This is a genomic window from Virgibacillus sp. W0430, assembly GCF_051846935.1.
In the GTDB taxonomy this organism is placed as follows: domain Bacteria; phylum Bacillota; class Bacilli; order Bacillales; family Amphibacillaceae; genus JBPYCR01.
In genome coordinates this window covers 134682-154394 of record NZ_JBPYCS010000003.1, presented here as the reverse complement: position 1 = coordinate 154394, position 19713 = coordinate 134682, and the positions used below count along the sequence as shown (strand labels likewise).

General features: G+C 37.2%; 20 protein-coding genes. All 20 read left to right on the top strand.

Annotated features, from left to right (window positions below):
• Positions 1–135 precede the first annotated feature (135 nt).
• Positions 136–447 (top strand): hypothetical protein, encoded by a 312-nt coding sequence (locus ACLIBH_RS02925; RefSeq protein ID WP_439315187.1) that lies wholly within the window; start codon positions 136–138, stop codon positions 445–447.
• 11 nt (positions 448–458) lie between these two features.
• On the top strand, positions 459–878 hold the full coding sequence (locus ACLIBH_RS02920) for a DUF6115 domain-containing protein (protein WP_439315186.1): 420 nt from the start codon (positions 459–461) through the stop codon (positions 876–878).
• Between the two features lie 171 nt (positions 879–1049).
• Positions 1050–1796: a 30S ribosomal protein S2 gene (rpsB, locus tag ACLIBH_RS02915; RefSeq protein ID WP_439315185.1), complete on the top strand. Its 747-nt coding sequence runs from the start codon at positions 1050–1052 to the stop codon at positions 1794–1796.
• A 201-nt stretch (positions 1797–1997) separates the two neighbouring features.
• Positions 1998–2882 carry a translation elongation factor Ts gene (gene tsf, locus ACLIBH_RS02910; protein WP_439315184.1) on the top strand — a complete coding sequence of 295 codons (885 nt, stop codon included), beginning with the start codon at positions 1998–2000 and terminating at the stop codon, positions 2880–2882.
• 96 nt (positions 2883–2978) lie between these two features.
• The gene (pyrH, locus tag ACLIBH_RS02905; RefSeq protein ID WP_439315183.1) at positions 2979–3701 is read left to right on the top strand and encodes a UMP kinase; all 723 of its coding nucleotides are present in this window, start codon (positions 2979–2981) and stop codon (positions 3699–3701) included.
• 1 nt (position 3702) lies between these two features.
• On the top strand, positions 3703–4260 hold the full coding sequence (gene frr, locus ACLIBH_RS02900; protein WP_439315182.1) for a ribosome recycling factor: 558 nt from the start codon (positions 3703–3705) through the stop codon (positions 4258–4260).
• A gap of 182 nt (positions 4261–4442) precedes the next feature.
• A complete protein-coding gene (locus ACLIBH_RS02895; protein ID WP_439315230.1) occupies positions 4443–5204 on the top strand; it encodes an isoprenyl transferase in 762 nt (253 codons plus the stop codon).
• Positions 5205–5217: 13 nt separating this feature from the next.
• Positions 5218–6006, top strand: a complete 789-nt coding sequence (locus tag ACLIBH_RS02890; protein WP_439315181.1) for a phosphatidate cytidylyltransferase — start codon at positions 5218–5220, stop codon at positions 6004–6006.
• 82 nt (positions 6007–6088) lie between these two features.
• Positions 6089–7351 (top strand): RIP metalloprotease RseP, encoded by a 1263-nt coding sequence (rseP, locus tag ACLIBH_RS02885; protein WP_439315180.1) that lies wholly within the window; start codon positions 6089–6091, stop codon positions 7349–7351.
• A gap of 186 nt (positions 7352–7537) precedes the next feature.
• Positions 7538–11779, top strand: a complete 4242-nt coding sequence (locus tag ACLIBH_RS02880) for a PolC-type DNA polymerase III (RefSeq protein WP_439315229.1) — start codon at positions 7538–7540, stop codon at positions 11777–11779.
• A 488-nt stretch (positions 11780–12267) separates the two neighbouring features.
• Positions 12268–12738, top strand: coding sequence for a ribosome maturation factor RimP (rimP, locus tag ACLIBH_RS02875; protein WP_439315179.1), 471 nt, complete (start codon positions 12268–12270; stop codon positions 12736–12738).
• Between the two features lie 14 nt (positions 12739–12752).
• Positions 12753–13844 carry a transcription termination factor NusA gene (gene nusA, locus ACLIBH_RS02870; RefSeq protein ID WP_439315178.1) on the top strand — a complete coding sequence of 364 codons (1092 nt, stop codon included), beginning with the start codon at positions 12753–12755 and terminating at the stop codon, positions 13842–13844.
• 15 nt (positions 13845–13859) lie between these two features.
• The gene (gene rnpM / locus ACLIBH_RS02865) at positions 13860–14132 is read left to right on the top strand and encodes an RNase P modulator RnpM (protein ID WP_439315177.1); all 273 of its coding nucleotides are present in this window, start codon (positions 13860–13862) and stop codon (positions 14130–14132) included.
• Positions 14129–14431 carry a L7Ae/L30e/S12e/Gadd45 family ribosomal protein gene (locus ACLIBH_RS02860; protein ID WP_439315176.1) on the top strand — a complete coding sequence of 101 codons (303 nt, stop codon included), beginning with the start codon at positions 14129–14131 and terminating at the stop codon, positions 14429–14431. Before rnpM ends, ACLIBH_RS02860 begins: the two co-directional genes overlap by 4 nt.
• Positions 14432–14451: 20 nt before the next feature.
• Positions 14452–16557 carry a translation initiation factor IF-2 gene (gene infB, locus ACLIBH_RS02855; RefSeq protein ID WP_439315175.1) on the top strand — a complete coding sequence of 702 codons (2106 nt, stop codon included), beginning with the start codon at positions 14452–14454 and terminating at the stop codon, positions 16555–16557.
• Positions 16554–16832: a DUF503 domain-containing protein gene (locus ACLIBH_RS02850; RefSeq protein ID WP_439315174.1), complete on the top strand. Its 279-nt coding sequence runs from the start codon at positions 16554–16556 to the stop codon at positions 16830–16832. The genes infB and ACLIBH_RS02850 overlap by 4 nt, the downstream gene beginning before the upstream one ends.
• A 58-nt stretch (positions 16833–16890) precedes the next feature.
• Positions 16891–17232, top strand: coding sequence for a 30S ribosome-binding factor RbfA (gene rbfA, locus ACLIBH_RS02845; RefSeq protein ID WP_439315173.1), 342 nt, complete (start codon positions 16891–16893; stop codon positions 17230–17232).
• 85 nt (positions 17233–17317) lie between these two features.
• Complete coding sequence (truB, locus tag ACLIBH_RS02840) at positions 17318–18211, top strand: tRNA pseudouridine(55) synthase TruB (protein WP_439315172.1); 894 nt, start codon at positions 17318–17320, stop codon at positions 18209–18211.
• A 19-nt stretch (positions 18212–18230) separates the two neighbouring features.
• Positions 18231–19184, top strand: a complete 954-nt coding sequence (locus tag ACLIBH_RS02835; RefSeq protein ID WP_439315171.1) for a bifunctional riboflavin kinase/FAD synthetase — start codon at positions 18231–18233, stop codon at positions 19182–19184.
• Between the two features lie 126 nt (positions 19185–19310).
• Positions 19311–19580, top strand: a complete 270-nt coding sequence (gene rpsO, locus ACLIBH_RS02830) for a 30S ribosomal protein S15 (protein ID WP_439315170.1) — start codon at positions 19311–19313, stop codon at positions 19578–19580.
• The last annotated feature ends 133 nt before the right edge of the window (positions 19581–19713 follow it).

Genomic DNA, 19713 nt, shown 5'->3' with positions numbered 1-19713 from the left:
TTGCCACGCCCTTGCGGAAAACAAGCAGATTACATAATGGGAAATGGTAGGAAACTGGCCGTATCCATTATTTCCTGAAGACCCTTTATTCCATTCCAAAGTTTCGTAAAATTATTTAAAAAGGAAGGGATTCTATTGAGTTGGAAGTCAATAGAAATGCAAGTGGCACTTCCGCGAACACACGATGCGGGAAAACTTCAAGACCAATTCATGCGGCAAGGGCAGCATTTTCAAGAATCGCTCGCCCAAAGTCAACTTAAGGAGCAGGAATTAAAACGAAAAAGAGTGAATGACCTTGAAGAAGTACAATCTACCGTAATTGAGGACGAACAAGAGAAATCGAAAGATAATGAGGAACAGAAAGAGCACGATAAAAGTAATAATAAGCGTAAAACCGCACGAGCACCGCATCCTTATTTGGGGAAAAAAATCGATTTAAGTAAATAGAAGGGGTTTATATGACATTCCTATCGATAAGCTTTATCCTTCATATTGTCACCTTTATTATTATATACCAACTTATGAAGCAGCTACGTGATTTAAAGCAAGGTAACATACAAGAAATACAAACTATATTTGAATCTTATTTACAAGAAATAAAGGAAGAAAACAACCGTTTGCAAAAAAAGATAAATGTTCAGCCCAAACCTAAATTCAATTCGACTCTGAAATATACCGATAACGAGACATCCTATGCAAAACAGGATAGCAAAACGAATGAACAGACAACCGTAAAGGATTTATTACAAACGTCATTGCAATCTAAAGTTTTACAAATGCATGACAAAGGGCTGACGATAGATGAAATAGCCCAAAAGTTAAATTGTGGTAAAACAGAAGTAGCACTTAGTATAAAAATGCAACAAAAAAAGAAGTAAATGCTTGATTGATCGTGCTGCATATGATATCTTTATTTTTGGTGTAAATCTTATAAACACCATTTGTTAACACACACGTTTGGTGATTTGGATATATGGTGCTACTGATTTGAAAGTAGTATATAGACGAATACGATCCAAACGGAGGAAAAACCATTAGGAGGAAAAAGAATGGCAGTAATTTCTATGAAGCAGTTGTTAGAAGCGGGTGTACATTTTGGTCACCAAACACGCCGCTGGAATCCAAAGATGAAGAAGTACATTTTTACAGAACGTAACGGTATTTACATTATTGATTTACAAAAAACCGTTAAGAAAATTGATGAAGCATACAAGTATGTTAAGGAATTAGCAGCGAATGGCGGAACTGTTCTTTTTGTCGGAACAAAAAAACAAGCACAAGAATCTGTCCGTGATGAAGCTACTCGTGCAGGTATGTTTTATGTAAACCAGCGTTGGTTAGGTGGAACACTTACGAACTTTCAAACAATCCGCAAACGTATTAATCGTTTAAAGACAATTGAGCGTATGGAAGAAGATGGTACGTTTGACGTATTACCTAAAAAAGAAACTGTTGAATTATTAAAAGAAAAGGCACGGTTAGTTAAATTTCTTGGCGGTATAAAAGAAATGAAAAAACTACCTGATGCATTATTTGTAATTGATCCACGAAAAGAGCGCATTGCAATTGCAGAAGCTCATAAATTAAACATACCTATCGTAGGTATTGTAGATACGAACTGCGATCCAGATGAAATTGATTACGTTATCCCGGCAAACGATGATGCAATTCGTGCCGTTAAACTATTAACATCTAAAATGGCTGACGCTATTCTAGAAGCTAGACAAGGAGAAGAGCAAGAAGAAGCTCCTAAGGAAGAAGCGAGTGGGGAACAAGCAGAAGCAGTGAAAGAGTAATTTTTCGTGTAGAAGTAGGTTGGGTGATAAGGGGATAAACCTTTTATCACCTTTTTTAAAGCAAGGCGATTGCTAAATATGTACTATGGAAATAATTTCACTTAAAATGCGACACGATAAGTATGTGGATGAATCAAAAAAGCATAAGATGCTCAAAAAGCGATAGAATCAAATTACGAAATTCGTATGGGAGGAAAAACAATGGCAATTACTGCAAAAATGGTAAAAGAATTACGTGAACAAACAGGCGCAGGTATGATGGATTGTAAAAAGGCATTACAAGAAACAGATGGTAATATGGAAGAAGCTGTCGACTTTTTACGTAAAAAAGGCGCGTCCCAAGCAGCTAAAAAAGCGGGAAGAATCGCTGCAGAAGGCTCTACATTTATTGAAGTGAATGAGAATACAGCTGTTCTTTTAGAGGTTAACTGTGAAACGGACTTCGTTACGAAAAATGATACATTCAAGCAGCTTTTACAAGAATTAGGAAAGCATTTAGTTGCAAATCAGCCTGCAACTGTTGAAGAAGCGCTGCAACAAAAATGGCAAGGTTCAGACGTTACAGTTGAAGCTCATATAAACACAATTGTCGCAACGATTGGGGAGAAAATCTCACTTCGCCGTTTTGCGATTTTAACGAAATCAGATAACGATTCATTTGGTGCTTATTTACACATGGACGGCCGAATTGGTGCGTTAACTCTATTAGAAGGAACGAATGATACAGAGGTTGCAAAAGACGTTGCAATGCATGTTGCAGCTGCGAACCCAACGTATGTTTCTCGTGAAGATGTTGCTGAGGAAGAAGTAAATCGTGAGCGAGATATTTTAAAAGAGCAAGCACTAAGCGAAGGCAAGCCTGAAAAAATTGTTGAGAAAATGGTTGAAGGCCGTTTAGGTAAGTTTTTTGAACAGATTTGTCTATTGGATCAAAGTTATGTTAAAGATCCAGACAACAAGGTGAAAAAGTATGTAGCTGATAAAGGGGCTACTGTAAAAACATTTGTACGATACGAAGTTGGCGAAGGTATGGAAAAGCGTGAAGAAAACTTTGCCGAGGAAGTAATGAGCCAAATGAAAAATTAATTGCCTTTTTAATAGGGGACACTTTGTGTTCCCTATTTCTCAATGGTATAATAACGACAAGACTTTAAAATAAATATAACATTAACGGAGGTTACCATGACTTCAGCTCGCTACCGTAGAATTGTATTAAAATTGAGTGGGGAAGCATTAAGCGGAACCCAAGGTTTTGGTATAGACCCTAAAATTATTAAATCGATCGCTGCTCAAGTTAAAGAAGTAGCAGAGCTAGGAATTGAAATTGCCATTGTTGTTGGAGGCGGAAATATTTGGCGAGGTAAAGTAGGCAGTGAAATGGGAATGGATCGTGCAACTGCAGACTATATGGGCATGCTAGCAACAGTAATGAATTCCTTAGCGCTACAGGACAGCTTGGAAACAATGGGTATTCAAACTCGTGTACAAACATCAATAGAAATGCGTCAAGTGGCTGAACCATACATAAGAAGGAAAGCGATTCGCCATTTGGAAAAAAAGCGAGTAGTTATTTTTGCTGCCGGAACAGGGAATCCGTATTTCTCAACGGATACAACCGCAGCGTTACGAGCAGCTGAAATAGAAGCTGAAGTAATTTTAATGGCGAAAAATAACGTCGATGGTGTATACACAGACGATCCAAAACTAAATAAAGACGCTCAGAAGTATGACAAGCTTTCTTATATGGAAATGCTGAATGAAGGGTTGGAAGTAATGGATACAACTGCTTCATCCCTATGTATGGACAATGATATTCCGTTAATAGTATTTTCAATTACGGAAGAAGGAAATATTAAAAGAGTCGTGCAAGGTGAAATACTCGGAACTACGATTAGGGGGAAATAAGATGACGACGGATATAATGAATCAAATGCAGGAAAAGATGGATTTAGCTGTACAAGCATTTTCTAAAAACTTGGCAACAGTTCGAGCTGGACGAGCTAATCCTAGCTTATTGGACAGTGTATTTGTCGATTACTATGGTGCAATTACACCACTTAACCAGCTTTCTACAATCGGGGCACCGGAAGCAAGATTACTTGTTATTACTCCTTTTGATAAGTCAGCAATTGGTGATATGGAAAAGGCTATTCAAAAAGCCGATCTTGGTTTATCTCCATCCAGTGACGGAAATGTTATACGTATAAACATTCCTGCACTAACGGAGGATAGACGGAAGGAACTTGTTAAAGTGGTTGGTAAGTTTGCTGAAGAATCAAGAGTTCAAATTAGAAATATTCGACGTGAAGCAAATGATCAACTGAAAAAAGCTGAAAAAGAAAATGAATTGACCGAGGATGAACTGCGCATAGCACAGGATAACGTACAGAAACAAACCGATCGTTATATTAATGACATCGACTCGCTCGCTAAAAATAAAGAAGAAGAGATAATGGAAGTTTAATATTTTGCGTTCTTAATTTATACGAATATGCACCCTCTTAATTAGAAGAGGGGCTTTTTTTCTTTAAATGTATTATAATAAAATAATGCAAAGATTTTTTAGTCATACTATTCTTTTCTCCTTCATAACGATTTGAGTTAAAAGGATCGTATAGAGATACTCGACTATTTGGGGGACAAATGATGTCAATGAAACTTCCTTTTTTTAGAAAAAAGCGTACGACAAATTTTGAACGTATAACACTGGATAATCCGCCCGACCATGTTGCAATCATTATGGATGGAAACGGACGATGGGCAAAAAAAAGAGGATTACCTCGCATAGCAGGCCATAAAGAAGGTATGGATGTTGTGAAAAATATTGTTTCTGTTGCGATCAAGTATAATGTTAAAGTTTTGACGTTATATGCCTTTTCAACGGAAAATTGGAAAAGACCAAAGGCAGAGGTCGAATTTTTAATGAAGCTCCCCAAGGAGTTCCTCCATGTATACTTGCCAGAAATGATTGAAAATAATGTTAGAATTGAGACGATCGGCGAATTCGATGTGTTACCTGACTATACGCGGGAGGCTGTACAGTATGCCAAGGAGCAAACGAGTCAGAATGATGGTTTGTTGCTGAATTTTGCTTTAAACTATGGGAGCAGGCTCGAAATAATTCGTGGGATAAAGCAAATGATGTCAGATGTAGATGCATCCAAAATTACCCTTGATGACTTGGATGAACAGCTTTTTTCTAACTACTTATATACAAATGGGTTGTCTGATCCAGACTTGCTAATACGGACGAGTGGCGAACAACGTTTAAGCAATTTTCTTCTTTGGCAGCTTGCATATACGGAATTTTGGTTTACAGACGTGTTATGGCCTGATTTTAATGAAGAAATATTTCGACAAGCATTACTTGATTACCAACAGCGTAAACGACGTTATGGTGGAATATAAGGTGTGAATGAAAATGAAACAACGAATATGGACAGCTATAGTAGGATTAATTGTAGTAATTCCAATATTATTAATCGGTTCTTGGCCATTTATTTTATTTACATACGTACTGGCGACGATTGCTCTATTTGAATTGTTTAACGCGGATCGTAAAAGTTTGCGAATTGTACCAGTAAGTATAGCGCTGTTGTTTATGTGGTTTCTATTAATACCAGATAAAGAATCAATTATAACAGACGCAAATCAGCTAGTTACAAAGCTAGTCATTTTATTTATTATGTTATTATTAGCTTATATTGTACTATCTAAAAACACATTTACTTTCGCACATGCAGGCTTTCTGATCTTGGCAACAGCGTATATAAGTATTGGGTTTTATTTTATCATCGTTGCACGTCTTACAGGTTTAAATTACGTATTGTTTATTTTGTTTATCATTTGGGCTACTGACTCGGGAGCATATTTTTTTGGAAAAGCTTTCGGAAAGAGAAAGTTGTGGCCAGTTATTAGCCCAAACAAGACAATTGGCGGGGCGATCGGCGGTATTGTACTTGCTTTAATTACTGCAATTGTATTTCAGTTTATTTATCCATTTACAATGAATGCTTTTGAAATTGCAGGAATAGCGATTTTAATTTCAATTGTAGGGCAGGTCGGTGATTTGGTTGCATCTGCTTGTAAACGATATTATGAAATTAAAGATTTCGGTCATATTCTTCCAGGTCATGGAGGGATTTTAGACCGATTGGATAGCTTGTTGTTTGTTTTACCTTTTTTATACTTAATAGAATTTATTGCATAATCGTTACTAACGATTAGTAAAATAGTATCACCTGGATATGTAAACAAGCTTCTATTTATTCACCGATAAAGGAGTGCTTCTTTTGAACACCATTATTGCGTTTATTCTAATGTTTGGTTTGCTCGTGTTTGTCCACGAATGGGGGCATTTAATCTTTGCTAAACGAAGCGGAATGCTTGCACGAGAGTTTGCGATCGGATTCGGTCCAAAAGTACTTTATTTTACAAAAAACGAAACACTGTATACGATTCGCTTATTGCCAATTGGTGGATACGTTCGGGTTGCAGGTGAAGATCCAGAAATTATTGAGCTGAAGCCTGGTCACCATATTGGTTTGGAATACAATTCGGATGGATACGTAAAGCAAATTATCGTAAACAATAAGTCAAAGCACCCTACTGCACAGGTCATTGAAGTGGAAAGAGCTGATCTTGATCATGACCTCGTAATAGAAGGTTATGAAATAGGGGAAAATGAAAAGCTAACTTTTAAGGTTGCACGTGATGCCGTTTTCGTTATGGATGAAAAGGAGACACAAATAGCCCCATTTGACCGTCAATTCGCATCTAAAACTGTTGGACAAAGAGCGATGCAATTATTTGCAGGTCCGATGATGAATTTTATCCTTGCAATTCTTATCTTTGTTATTTTAGGTCTCGTTCAAGGTATTCCTTCAGATCGAGCTTTAATTGGCGATGTGCAAGCAGATAGTCCTGCACATGATGCAGGAATTAAAAGCGGGGATGAAATAATTCAAATTGAAGGGAATTCAGTTACTACGTGGAAAGAATTTACTGATGTTGTAAAAGCACGTCCTGAAAGTCCAATTGACATGCTCGTTCTACGTAAAGATGGGGAAGAGCACGCCCTTACAGTTGTGCCAAAAAAAGCGACCGATATGGAAGGCAATGAGATTGGTCAAGTAGGAGTAACGCTAGCATTTGAAAAATCTTTTTTTGGTACCTTTAAGTATGGCTTTGTACAAACATATGAAACGACTAAGCTTATTTTAGTTAATTTAGGAAAGCTAATTACAGGACAATATTCGCTTGATATGATCTCAGGACCTGTTGGAATTTATGATGCAACGGATCAAGTTGTGCAAACTGGTTTTATGAATTTCTTAATGTGGACAGCAATGCTTAGTATTAACCTCGGTATTATTAATCTTGTACCATTGCCAGCACTGGATGGTGGAAGACTTTTATTTGTCGGTATAGAAGCGATTAGAGGAAAGCCAATAGATCCACAAAAGGAAGGAATCGTTCACTTTGTTGGATTTGCATTACTTATGTTACTTATGATTGTTGTGACATGGAATGATATTCAGCGTCTCTTTCTTTAAATGGTTTTTCTCAATAATCGGGATTAAAAGTGCAAGAAAATCGCCTCAAGCCTTATATTATATAAAGAGCCGCTTGAGGTTTTTTACATGGAATACATTGTTAAATTGCTGGCTTCCAGCGTAGGAGGATTAAGTATGCATATTTCAAAAGAAGAAAAATTAACCGTATTGCTTGATCAGCTCCAGATGCCTGCTGATATTGTTGACAGCTATTTCAAGCATAGTACGTTGGAGAAACTGGAAGTATTTAAAAAAACGAAAACATGGGTTTTTCATTTGCAACTGACTTCTGTCCTCCCGTTGGCAATCTATCAATTGTTAGTAACTAAATTAAAAGATGCCTTTCAAAAAATTGCTCATGTAGACATAGTTATACTTACAAAAAATCGAAGCTGCGAGGATGAGGTTATTTGTGATTATTGGGGGCTCTTTCTCCAAACAACAGCTTCTCATTTATCACCTGCTCACAGTGATCTGCTACTTAATCAAATGCCGAAAGTAGATCAAAACAAATTATGTTTAATAGCTAGGAATGAAACAGAAGCATCTTTAGTAAAGCGCCGAATAGAAAAAGACTTTCAATCGTTCTGTCAGAAGATTGGTGCACGAACGTACATGCTTGAGTTTTCTGTAGAAACTTTGGAAGCAGACGTCCAAAAATTTCGAGAACAAAAGTATAAGGAAGATAAAGAGCTCGCTTTACGAACGATACAAGATAAAGAAAATAGAGAAAATGCGCAGGAGAAAAATAGTGTGCCTAAATCCTTAATGATCGGTTATGAAATTAAAGATGAACCGATGCAAATGATTGATATTCAAGAGGAAGAACGTCGCGCCGTTGTCCAAGGATACATTTTTGCAGTAGAGATTCGAAAACTACGTTCTGGGCGCAGTTTATTACTTGTAAAAGCGACCGATTATACAGATTCACTTGAAATAAAGATGTTTTCCAGAAATGATGAAGATGAATCTATGTTTGAAGCGGTAAAAGAAGGAATTTGGATTAAGGCTAGAGGTCGCATCCAAACGGATATGTATTCAAACGAACTCGCAATGATGGCAAACGACATGAATCAGGTCACCGTTACATCTCGTAAAGACGATGCTCCAGAAGATCAAAAACGTATTGAACTACATGCACACACAACGATGAGTCAGCTAGATGCGGTTGTTTCACCCTCTCGATTAATTGAACAAGCTGCTAGCTGGGGACACAATGCTATTGCAATTACAGATCATGCTGGTGTACAAGGTTTTCCAGAAGCACATGCAGCAGGAAAGAAACACGAAATAAAAGTAATCTACGGTGTAGAAGCAAATCTAGTCGATGATGGTATACCAATCGCTTATAATGAAAAGGACATCGATTTAAAGGACGCAACATACGTTGTTTTTGATGTGGAAACGACCGGACTATCTGCCGTTTATGATACGATTATTGAGCTTGCCGGTGTGAAAATATATCAAGGTGAAATTATTGATCGGTTTGAATCTTTTGCCAACCCACACAAGCCATTGTCTAACCGAATTATTGAAATTACCGGAATTACAGATGATATGCTTGTTGATGCACCAGAAGTCGATAACGTTTTAAGAAACTTTCAGGAGTGGATGGGTGACAGTATATTAGTAGCCCACAATGCAAGCTTCGATATTGGCTTTTTAAACGAGGGTTTTAAAAGAATGGGTTTTGAACAAGTGAAAAATCCAGTAATCGATACATTAGAACTGGCACGACTATTATATCCTGACTTAGGGAATCACCGTTTGAATACGTTATGTAAGCTGCTTGATATAGAATTAACACAGCACCATCGTGCAATATACGATGCAGAAGCAACTGGTTACATGTTTTGGAAATTCGTACAGGATTTACAAAGTAAGGACATTTTAAATCATAAGCAACTTAATGATCATATGGGAGAAGGAAATGCTTACCAAAATTCTCGTCCAAGTCATTGTATTTTGCTTGCTGCCAATCAAAAGGGCCTTAAAAATTTATATAAACTCGTATCGTATTCGCACATTAATTACTTTTATCGGGTGCCCCGTGTGCCTCGTTCTCTCTTAAATAAACATCGAGAGGGACTATTAGTAGGCTCGGGCTGTGCGCAAGGTGAAGTTTTTGAGACAATGATGCAGAAATCGGCTGAAGAAGCAGAAAAGGCTGCAGCTTTTTATGATTATATAGAAGTACAGCCACCCGCAAACTATATAAATCTATTGGGCGATATCATTCCTAATGAAGCGCAAGTATTAGATATTATTACGAAAATAGTAGATTTAGGGGAACGAATAAATAAACCAGTAGTAGCAACAGGTAATGTCCACTATATCGAGGAGCATGAAAAGCTTTATAGAAAAATTTTAATTGCATCCCAAAAAGGTAACCCTTTAAATAGACAAACAATACCAGACACCCCATTTCGCACGACAACTGAAATGCTAGAGGCATTCCATTTTTTAGGGGAGGAAAAGGCACGCGAAATAGTAGTTGAAAACACAAATTTAATAGCTGACAAAATTAAAACGATATCACCTATACAGGATGATTTGTACACACCAACAATTGAAGGTGCGGATCAAGAAGTAAGGAATTTAACGTATGGTAACGCAGAGGCGATTTATGGCAAGCCAGTGCCTAATATCGTAAAGGAACGATTGGAAAAAGAACTATCGAGTATAATTGGTCACGGATTTGCTGTAATATATTTAATCTCGCATAAGCTCGTTAAAAAGTCACTAATTGACGGTTATTTGGTAGGTTCTCGAGGGTCGGTTGGTTCATCGCTAGTTGCAACGATGATGGAAATTACAGAAGTGAACCCACTGCCAGCCCATTACGTCTGCACCCATTGTCACTATAACGATTTTATTACCGATGGCTCCGTCGCAAGTGGATTCGATTTAAAAGATAAAGATTGCCCAAAATGCAACAAATCCTTAAAAAAGGATGGTCAAGATATTCCTTTTGAAACATTTTTAGGTTTTAAAGGGGATAAAGTTCCAGACATCGATTTAAACTTTTCTGGTGAATATCAGCCAAAGGCTCATAATTATACGAAAGAATTGTTTGGTGTTGATAATGTTTATCGAGCCGGTACAATCGGTACAATCGCAACAAAAACTGCATATGGGTACGTCAAAGGATATGCATCTGATAATCAGTTGCATTATAAAGGAGCAGAAACGGATCGACTCGTTCAAGGCTGTACGGGAGTAAAAAGAACGACCGGACAACATCCAGGAGGAATAATCGTAGTTCCAACAGAAAAGGAAATATATGATTTTACTCCGATCCAATTTCCAGCAGATGACCGAAAAAGCGAGTGGCGAACGACGCACTTTGATTTTCATTCAATTGAAAATAATTTGTTAAAATTAGATATTCTCGGTCACGATGATCCGACTGTTATACGCATGCTTCAGGATTTAAGCGGAATTGATCCTCTAACGATACCTACAGATGATAAAGAAGTTATGAAAATATTTTCTGGAACGGAATCAATTGGTGTAACTCCTGAACAAATTAATTGTAAAACAGGGACACTAGGGGTACCTGAATTCGGTACTTCTTTCGTCCGACAAATGCTTGAAGAAACAAAGCCAAAAACATTTGCCGAGCTTGTTATCATTTCCGGTTTATCACATGGAACGGATGTTTGGCTTGGTAATGCGCAAGAATTAATTAATGATGGAATTTGTGAACTGTCTGATGTTATCGGTTGCCGCGACGATATTATGGTATATTTAATGCATAAAGGTTTGGAAGCGTCTCTTGCCTTTAAAATAATGGAATTTGTACGAAAAGGGAGAGGACTTCAGGAAGAATGGATAGAAGAAATGAAAAAACACGATGTGCCAGATTGGTATATTGAATCGTGTCAAAAGATAAAGTATATGTTTCCAAAAGCACATGCTGCAGCATATGTGTTGATGGCCGTAAGAATAGCTTACTTTAAAGTTCATCACCCAATACTTTTTTATGCAGCCTATTTTTCTATTCGAGCAGCTGATTTTGAATTGGAAACGATGGTAAGAGGGTCTGATGCGTTACGCGAGCGTATTGAAAATATTAAAGCAAAAGGTAATGAAGCATCTCCTAAAGAAAAGAACTTACTAACTGTTTTAGAAGTTTCATTAGAAATGTGGGAACGTGGCTTCTCGTTAAAGCAAGTAGATTTATACAAATCAAGTGCAACTGAATTTATCGTTGACGGAAACTCATTAATCCCTCCATTTAATGCTGTAGATGGACTTGGTACAAATGCAGCTTTAAATATCGTTAAAGCAAGAGAGGACGGAGAGTTTCTATCGAAAGAAGATTTACGAGTTCGTAGTAGAATTTCGAAGACTGTTTTGGAGTATTTAGATAAGCAAGGTTGCTTGAATGGTATGGCCGAACAAAACCAACTATCACTTTTTTAAAAAATAACACCCACAAATACGTGACTCAATCGAAAGAAAGATATTGCTTGCACGGAGATCATACATATGGTATGATTCTTTTGGGTAAGTAATCATACGTACGGATTTGAAGAGTGGGAACTTTCCCACTCTTTCTTCATACTACTGCACTTCTAAACTACTCCCTTGCCACAGCACTCGGCAAGGGTTTTATATTGAAACAGGTGGATGCATGGAGAATTTAAATCATTCATGAGGATCATTGCGCCTTTTTACGAAAAGGGATAGATACGAACAGTCGTCTCGGGTGCAGTTGCTTTTAGAAAAAGTGATTGTAATGGAGTAACGTAATGTACGATCTCTTTTTTAAAAATATTAAATCATCGCTTATGAAAAAAATACCTAGATCGTATAGCTACTAGGCATATTTTATAATGAAGCTTAAATGAAAAGCTATATTAAGGTTAATAATATAATAATACACATTTTTGGATAGAGGAGGATGCTATTTGGGTTCAAAAATTGTCGACATCGTAGAAGAGCTCGTACGGCCCATTTTAAATGAAAAGGATATGGAGTTAGTCGATGTTGAGTATGTAAAAGAAGGCAAAAACTGGTTTTTACGGGTGTACATTGATACTGAAGAGGGTGTCGATATTACAGAGTGTGGGGCAGTATCTGAGCAATTGAGTGCAAAGCTAGATGAGTCCGATCCAATAAAAGGTGCTTATTTTCTAGAAGTATCCTCACCTGGTGCAGAACGTCCATTAAAATCAAAAAATGATTTCATTAAAAATGTAAACAATAATGTTTATGTAAAGCTATATGCACCTTTTGAAGGTGCAAAGGAATACGAAGGAATATTAATAAACTTCGAAGGTGACATAGCAACTATTGAATATAAAGATAAAACACGGAAAAAGCAAGTAGAAATACCATATAATCAAATAGCCCAAGCTAGACTTGCGGTTGTGTTTTAAAGGGGGAGAAAAAAATGAGCAATCAACTGTTCGATGCAATCAACTATTTAGAAAAAGAAAAAGGGATTGATAAAGATATTTTGCTGGAAGCGCTTGAAGCAGCACTGATTTCCGCATATAAGAAAAATTTTAAGTCTGCAACAAATGTCCGCGTAGCAGTTAGCGAATCGGAAGGAACGATGAAGGTTTATTCAAGAAAAACCGTTGTTGAGGAAGTTGAAGATACGCAAGAAGAAATCTCTATAGAGGAAGCGCAAGATATTGATCCGAATTATGAATTGGATGATGTAATTGAAGTGGAAATTACACCGAAGGATTTTGGCAGAATAGCCGCTCAGGCAGCAAAGCAAGTTGTTACTCAACGAGTAAGGGAAGCAGAGCGCGGAGTTATATTTAGTGAGTACGCTGACAGAGAAGAGGATGTAATGACAGGAATTATCCAAAGAAAAGATTCTCGCTTCATTTATGTCAACTTAGGGAAAATTGAAGCAAAGTTAGCAGATACAGAACAAATCCCAACCGAAAAATATGACATTCATGATCGGATTAAAGTATTTGTTACAAAGGTTGAAAATACGAGTAAAGGCCCGCAAATTTACATTTCTCGCTCACATCCTGGCTTGTTAAAACGTCTGTTTGAAATGGAAGTACCCGAAATATATGAAGGTATAGTAGAAATTAAATCGATTTCTAGAGAAGCTGGCGATCGATCGAAAATTTCTGTATATGCGCCCGACCCAGAAATTGACCCAGTCGGTTCGTGTGTTGGTCAAAAGGGACAGCGCGTGCAAGCGATCGTTAATGAACTAAACGGTGAGAAAATAGATATTGTTGAGTGGTCAGAGGATCCCGTCGTATACGTATCAAATGCACTAAGTCCTTCAAAAGTTATTGATGTGCTTGTTAATGAAGAGGAAAAGTCTACTACTGTAATTGTTCCAGACTATCAGCTCTCATTAGCAATTGGAAAGCGTGGGCAAAACGCTCGACTTGCTGCTAAGCTAACTGGCTGGAAAATAGATATTAAAAGTGAAACAGTTGCTAAAGAAGAAGGGCTTTTAGCGGAAGAAGAATCCACTTATTTAGATGAAAACTTTTTTGAATAAGGAGGGTTTTGCAAAGTGAGAAAAAGAAAAACGCCACAAAGAAAATGTATCGTAACGAATGAAATGAAGCCGAAAAAAGAACTCATTCGAGTTGTTCGCAATAAAGATGGTGAAGTGTTCGTTGATCCAACTGGGAAGAAGAATGGTAGAGGTGCTTACGTATCTCTTGATATAAATGTTATAGATAAAGCAAAGCAATCAAATGTCTTTGCAAATGCGTTCCAAACGAAAATAGATGATACAATTTATGATGAATTAAAGACGTATGTACAAGGGAAAAATAAATGAAAAGCAATTACTTAAACCTTGTTGGATTAGCAATTCGTGCAAGAAAGTGTTCTGTCGGTGAAGAAAACATTGTAAAAGATATTCAGAAAAACAGGGCAAAGCTTGTACTATTAGCCAATGATATTGGAGCACAAACGAAAAAAAAACTGACAGATAAATGTAATTATTATGGAGTGCCTTTTGCAATAATTACCGAAGATCGGGAAGCTTTGTCCCAAGCGATCGGTAAATCAAAAAGGGTAGCTGTTGCTATTTTAGACGCAGGATTTGCCGCTAAAATAAAATCACTACTTGGTTAAATAAATTCGGGGGTGGATGTATGAGTAAAATGCGTGTATATGAATATGCGAAAAACAATAAATTAACGAGTAAAGATGTTATACAAAAATTGAAAGCTTTAAATATTGAAGTTGCGAATCATATGTCAACAATATCTGCAAATACGGTTGCAAAACTCGATGAACAATTTAAACGAGCAATCGATAATAAAGTAGAAAACACAAATCAACAAGGAAATAAACCGAAAAAAAAGGCGGTCAATGTGAATAAAAATCAATCGAAACCGAAACAGCATACGAATCAAGGTGCACAGAAAAAACATAAAAACCAAAAGCATAATCAAAAAAGGCAACAAAGAGATAATGCTCCAAAACAAAAGCCGGTAACGGTAACACCGGACAAAATTGTTTACCACGATACGTTAACAGTAAATGAATTGGCGGAGAAGCTTCATAAAGATACCTCCGAGATTATTAAAAAGTTAATGTTTCTTGGTGTAATGGCTACGAAAAACCAAGATCTTGATGATGACGCTATCGAGCTGATCTGTACTGAGTATGGAGTTTTAGTAGAAAAAGAAATTATTTTAGAAGACACTGATTTTGAAAAGTATTTAACTGAAAGTAAAGCAGAAGATTTAGTGAATCGCCCTGCGGTTGTTACGATCATGGGTCACGTCGACCATGGTAAAACAACATTGCTTGATTCAATCCGACATACAAAAGTAACCGCTGGAGAAGCGGGAGGAATTACCCAACATATTGGTGCGTACCAAGTAGAAAGTGCAGGTCAAAAAGTTACATTTTTAGATACACCTGGACATGAGGCATTTACAAGTATGCGTTCACGTGGAGCACAAGTAACGGATATTGCAATTTTAGTTGTTGCTGCTGATGACGGTGTAATGCCACAAACTGTAGAAGCAATTAATCACGCGAAGGCTGCAGAAGTACCAATTATCGTTGCGGTAAATAAAATGGATAAAGAAACAGCTAACCCAGACCGTGTTATGCAAGAATTAACGGAATATGAATTGATTCCAGAGGATTGGGGTGGAAGTACCATCTTCGTCCAACTGTCTGCTATTAAAGGAGAAGGAATTGAAGAATTAATTGAGATGATCCTTCTTATTGCTGAGATGGAAGAATTAAAAGCAAATCCAAAGCAGAACGCATTTGGTACAGTAATTGAAGCACAGCTTGATAAAGGCCGTGGCGCAGTTGCAAGTCTTTTGGTCCAAGATGGTACATTACGAGTCGGTGAGACACTCGTAATAGGTAATACGTATGGACGTGTACGAGCGATGGTAAACGATCTAGGCATACGTGTAGATGAAGCTGGTCCTTCTACACCAGTAGAAATAACTGGACTAAATGCCGTGCCACAGGCGGGAGATCAATTTCTCGTATTTGCAGATGAGAAAAAGGCGCGTCAAATTGGCGAAACGCGTGAACAAAAGTTTATTCAAGAAACACGTGGTGGTCAAGTGAAGGTTAGCCTTGATGATTTATTCGAACAAATTAAGCAAGGTGACATGAAAGAAATTAATATAATTATAAAAGCAGATGTACAAGGATCTGCTGAAGCACTTGCTTCCTCTCTACAAAAAATAGAAGTTGAAAATGTTCAAATTAAAATCATTCATACAGCTGTTGGTGCTATTACTGAGTCTGACATTATATTAGCATCTGCATCAAACGCGATTGTTATCGGCTTTAACGTTCGCCCGGATGTAAATGCACAAAAAGCAGCTGAGATGGAAAAAGTAGATGTACGATTACATCGAATCATTTACAAAGCAATTGAAGAAATCGAAGCAGCGATGAAAGGTATGTTAGATCCCGAGTTTGTGGAGAAGGTTATTGGGCAAGCAGAGGTACGTGAAACATTTAAAGTATCTAAGATTGGGACGATAGCAGGGAGCTATGTAACAGACGGTAAAATTTCTCGGAATGCAGGCGTACGATTAATAAGAGATGGTGTTGTCCTTTACGAAGGAGAAATTGATGCATTAAAACGATTTAAAGATGATGTAAAAGAAGTTCAACAAAATTACGAATGCGGAATTACAATAAAAGATTTTAATGATATTAAAGAAGGCGATATCATTGAAGCATTCGTCATGGAAGAAATTGAAAGGAAATGATCATATATGCCGAGGTAGAATGTGTACTGTATACCCCACATTCTTTAAAGCAAAAGCGTTCGATTGTTAAACGACTTGTTTCTAAGCTTCGTAACGATTTTAATGTTACGGTAGCAGAGCTTGACTATCAGGACTTGTGGCAACGAACAAAACTTGGCATTGTTACGATTTCTAATGAGCAAAAGATTGCTGAACAGTTAATTCAGGAAGTTTTAAAAACGATTGACCAAAATCCAGAGTTGGAACGGACACTAACAAGTGTGAATCGTATTTAACGATTAACCGCCCTGTAAATGAATGAAATGGATCATCTTCTGATTTGAGGTGAATGTATTGAGCGAATTACGAGCAAATCGTATAGCAGAACAACTTAAAAAAGAAATAGGAGAAATTTTAAACCGAAAAATAAAAGATCCTAGAGTTGGATTTGTTACGATTACAGATGTCGAAGTAACAGGCGATTTACAGCAAGCGAAAGTTTTTATTTCCGTATTAGGGGATGAAAGAGAACGAGAAGATACGCTGAAAGGTTTAGCAAAGGCAAATGGATTCATTCGTGCAGAAATAGGCAGTAGGATACGGTTACGTAAAACGCCGGAAATCTTATTCGAAATTGATGAAACGATTGAATATGGAAATCGTATTGAAACGTTACTCCGAGATTTAGATAAATAAATATTAATCTGACTCACCGAAACGAACGGCGAGTCAGATTTTTCCTTTTCATTTTTCGTTCAGCCTTGAAAGGAGTACGATAAATTTGAATGGCATATTACCGTTATGGAAGCCAAAGGGATTAACATCTCACGACTGTGTTGCTAAAATTCGTAAATTATATGGAACAAAAAAAGTAGGACACACGGGAACCCTCGATCCAGAAGTGGAAGGTGTGCTTCCGATATGCATTGGACAGGCAACAAAGCTTGTGCCTTTTATGCAAGAAGCAAAAAAAACATACATCGCTCGAATCGTACTAGGGACCGCAACAGAAACAGAGGATGCAGAAGGTGCCATTATTGAACAAAAGGTTGTAATGGATCGACCATCATCGGATCGTATTCTTCGCGTGTTGGAACTTTTTAAAGGTGAAATCACTCAAATACCACCTATGTATTCTGCAGTAAAAGTTCAAGGAAAACGATTGTATGAATATGCTCGAGCAAAGCAAACGGTCGAACGACCAAGTCGATTAGTTACCATATACGAAATTGAAAAGCTAAGTGAATTAGACGAAAGTAACAGCTTTGAAATTAAAGTTGTATGCTCAAAAGGGACATACATTCGTACGTTATGTGTAGATATTGGTAAGAAGTTAGGGTTCCCCGCTCATATGGGCCATTTAATCCGTACAGAGAGCTGCACATTAACTGCAATGGATACGGTTCAGTTTGCCGATATTGAACGCGAAAAAACATTTAATAATGAAGCAGCACTGTTGTTGCCAATGCTTTCTGGTCTTAAAGGAATGGATCGAATCGAAGTAGATGGTGCATTGGAAAAGAAAGTTTTGCATGGACAAGTTTTGGATAAACCAACAATACCATTAAATACAGATCCTTTTCTAATCATTCGGAGAGGTGAATTATTAGGTATATACGAGACACACCCGAAGGATACAAATAAAATAAAACCGATTCGTATATTTAATGGCTAAAAAAGTGTAGGTGAAAAAGTTGGAAACAATTCATTTGTCGTATCCTCATCCATACCAAAAAGAAGTGCTTCCAGAAGCAGTAGCTGCTATTGGTTTTTTTGATGGGGTACATAAAGGACATCAAGAAGTAATTAAAACAGCAGTTCGACAAGCGAACATAAACGGAATGGAGAGCGCTGTAATTACGTTTTTTCCGCATCCGTCTGTCATATTAAATAAGGACATAGCTAAACGTGAAGTGAAATATATTACTCCACTTGAAGAAAAGAAAGCCATTCTTCAAAACTTACAAGTCGATCGACTTTATATTGTTCCTTTTAATAAAGAGTTATCAAGCTTATCACCGCAGCAATTTATTGATCATTTTATCATCGGACTTCGAATTAAACATCTCGTCGCTGGTTTTGACTTTTCTTTCGGTCATAAAGGAAGTGGGAATATGCAGAACATCGACCGCTTTACTAGAGGAGCGTTTACTTTTGAAGCAGTAGCTAAAGTAGAATCAGATCAGATGAAAATAAGTTCTACTAGTATACGTACGCTATTAAAGCAAGGAAATATTCAAAAAGCGAATGCGCTTCTAGGTAGAAATCTTACAATTACAGGATTAGTCGTGGAAGGGGACAAACGCGGAAGAACGATTGGTTTTCCAACAGCGAACCTGCAATTGGAAGGGGATGAAATGCTACCGAAGCCAGGTGTATATGCGGTGAAAGTATCTGTGCAACATGATAAACGCATTTTTGAAGGGATGGCTAACCTAGGAACGAAGCCTACCTTTACCAATGATACGGACTTATCCTTAGAAGTGCATCTTCTCGATTTTACTGGGGATTTATATGAAAAAAAGCTATCCATAGAATGGCATGCTTTTATACGTGAAGAGAAAAAGTTTAATGGAGTAGAAGAACTTATACAACAACTTAAACGTGATGAAAAAAAAGTGCAACATGTTTTTCAAACGTGTAAATAATAATTTTTGCTTGCAATTTAATCGTAAACGGTGTACGCTTAAACACGTAACCTTCGCTTGGCAATGCGTTTACTCCGACGATTGCTAGGGGAATGGTGGTTTTAAAAAAACTAGGAGGTGAGCCTGATGGCTATAACAAAAGAACGTAAAAATGAAATCATTAACGAGCATAAGGTTCATGATAATGATACGGGTTCTCCTGAAGTACAAATTGCAGTACTTACAGAAGAAATCACTACATTAAATGAACATTTACGTGTTCATAAAAAAGATCATCATTCACGTAGAGGTCTTTTGAAAATGGTTGGTAAACGTCGTAACTTATTGAATTATTTGCGTAAAAAAGACGTCACTCGATATCGTAATCTAATTCAAAAACTCGGTTTACGTCGATAGTTGGAAAAGCAGGAGCAATCCTGCTTTTTTTACGTCGTTTTCTATTTATTCATAGATGTAGGTGAAAGATCCCGGCGAGATTTGTACATAAAATTTACATTTTTGACTGTAAACTATAAAATAAGGGTAGAAT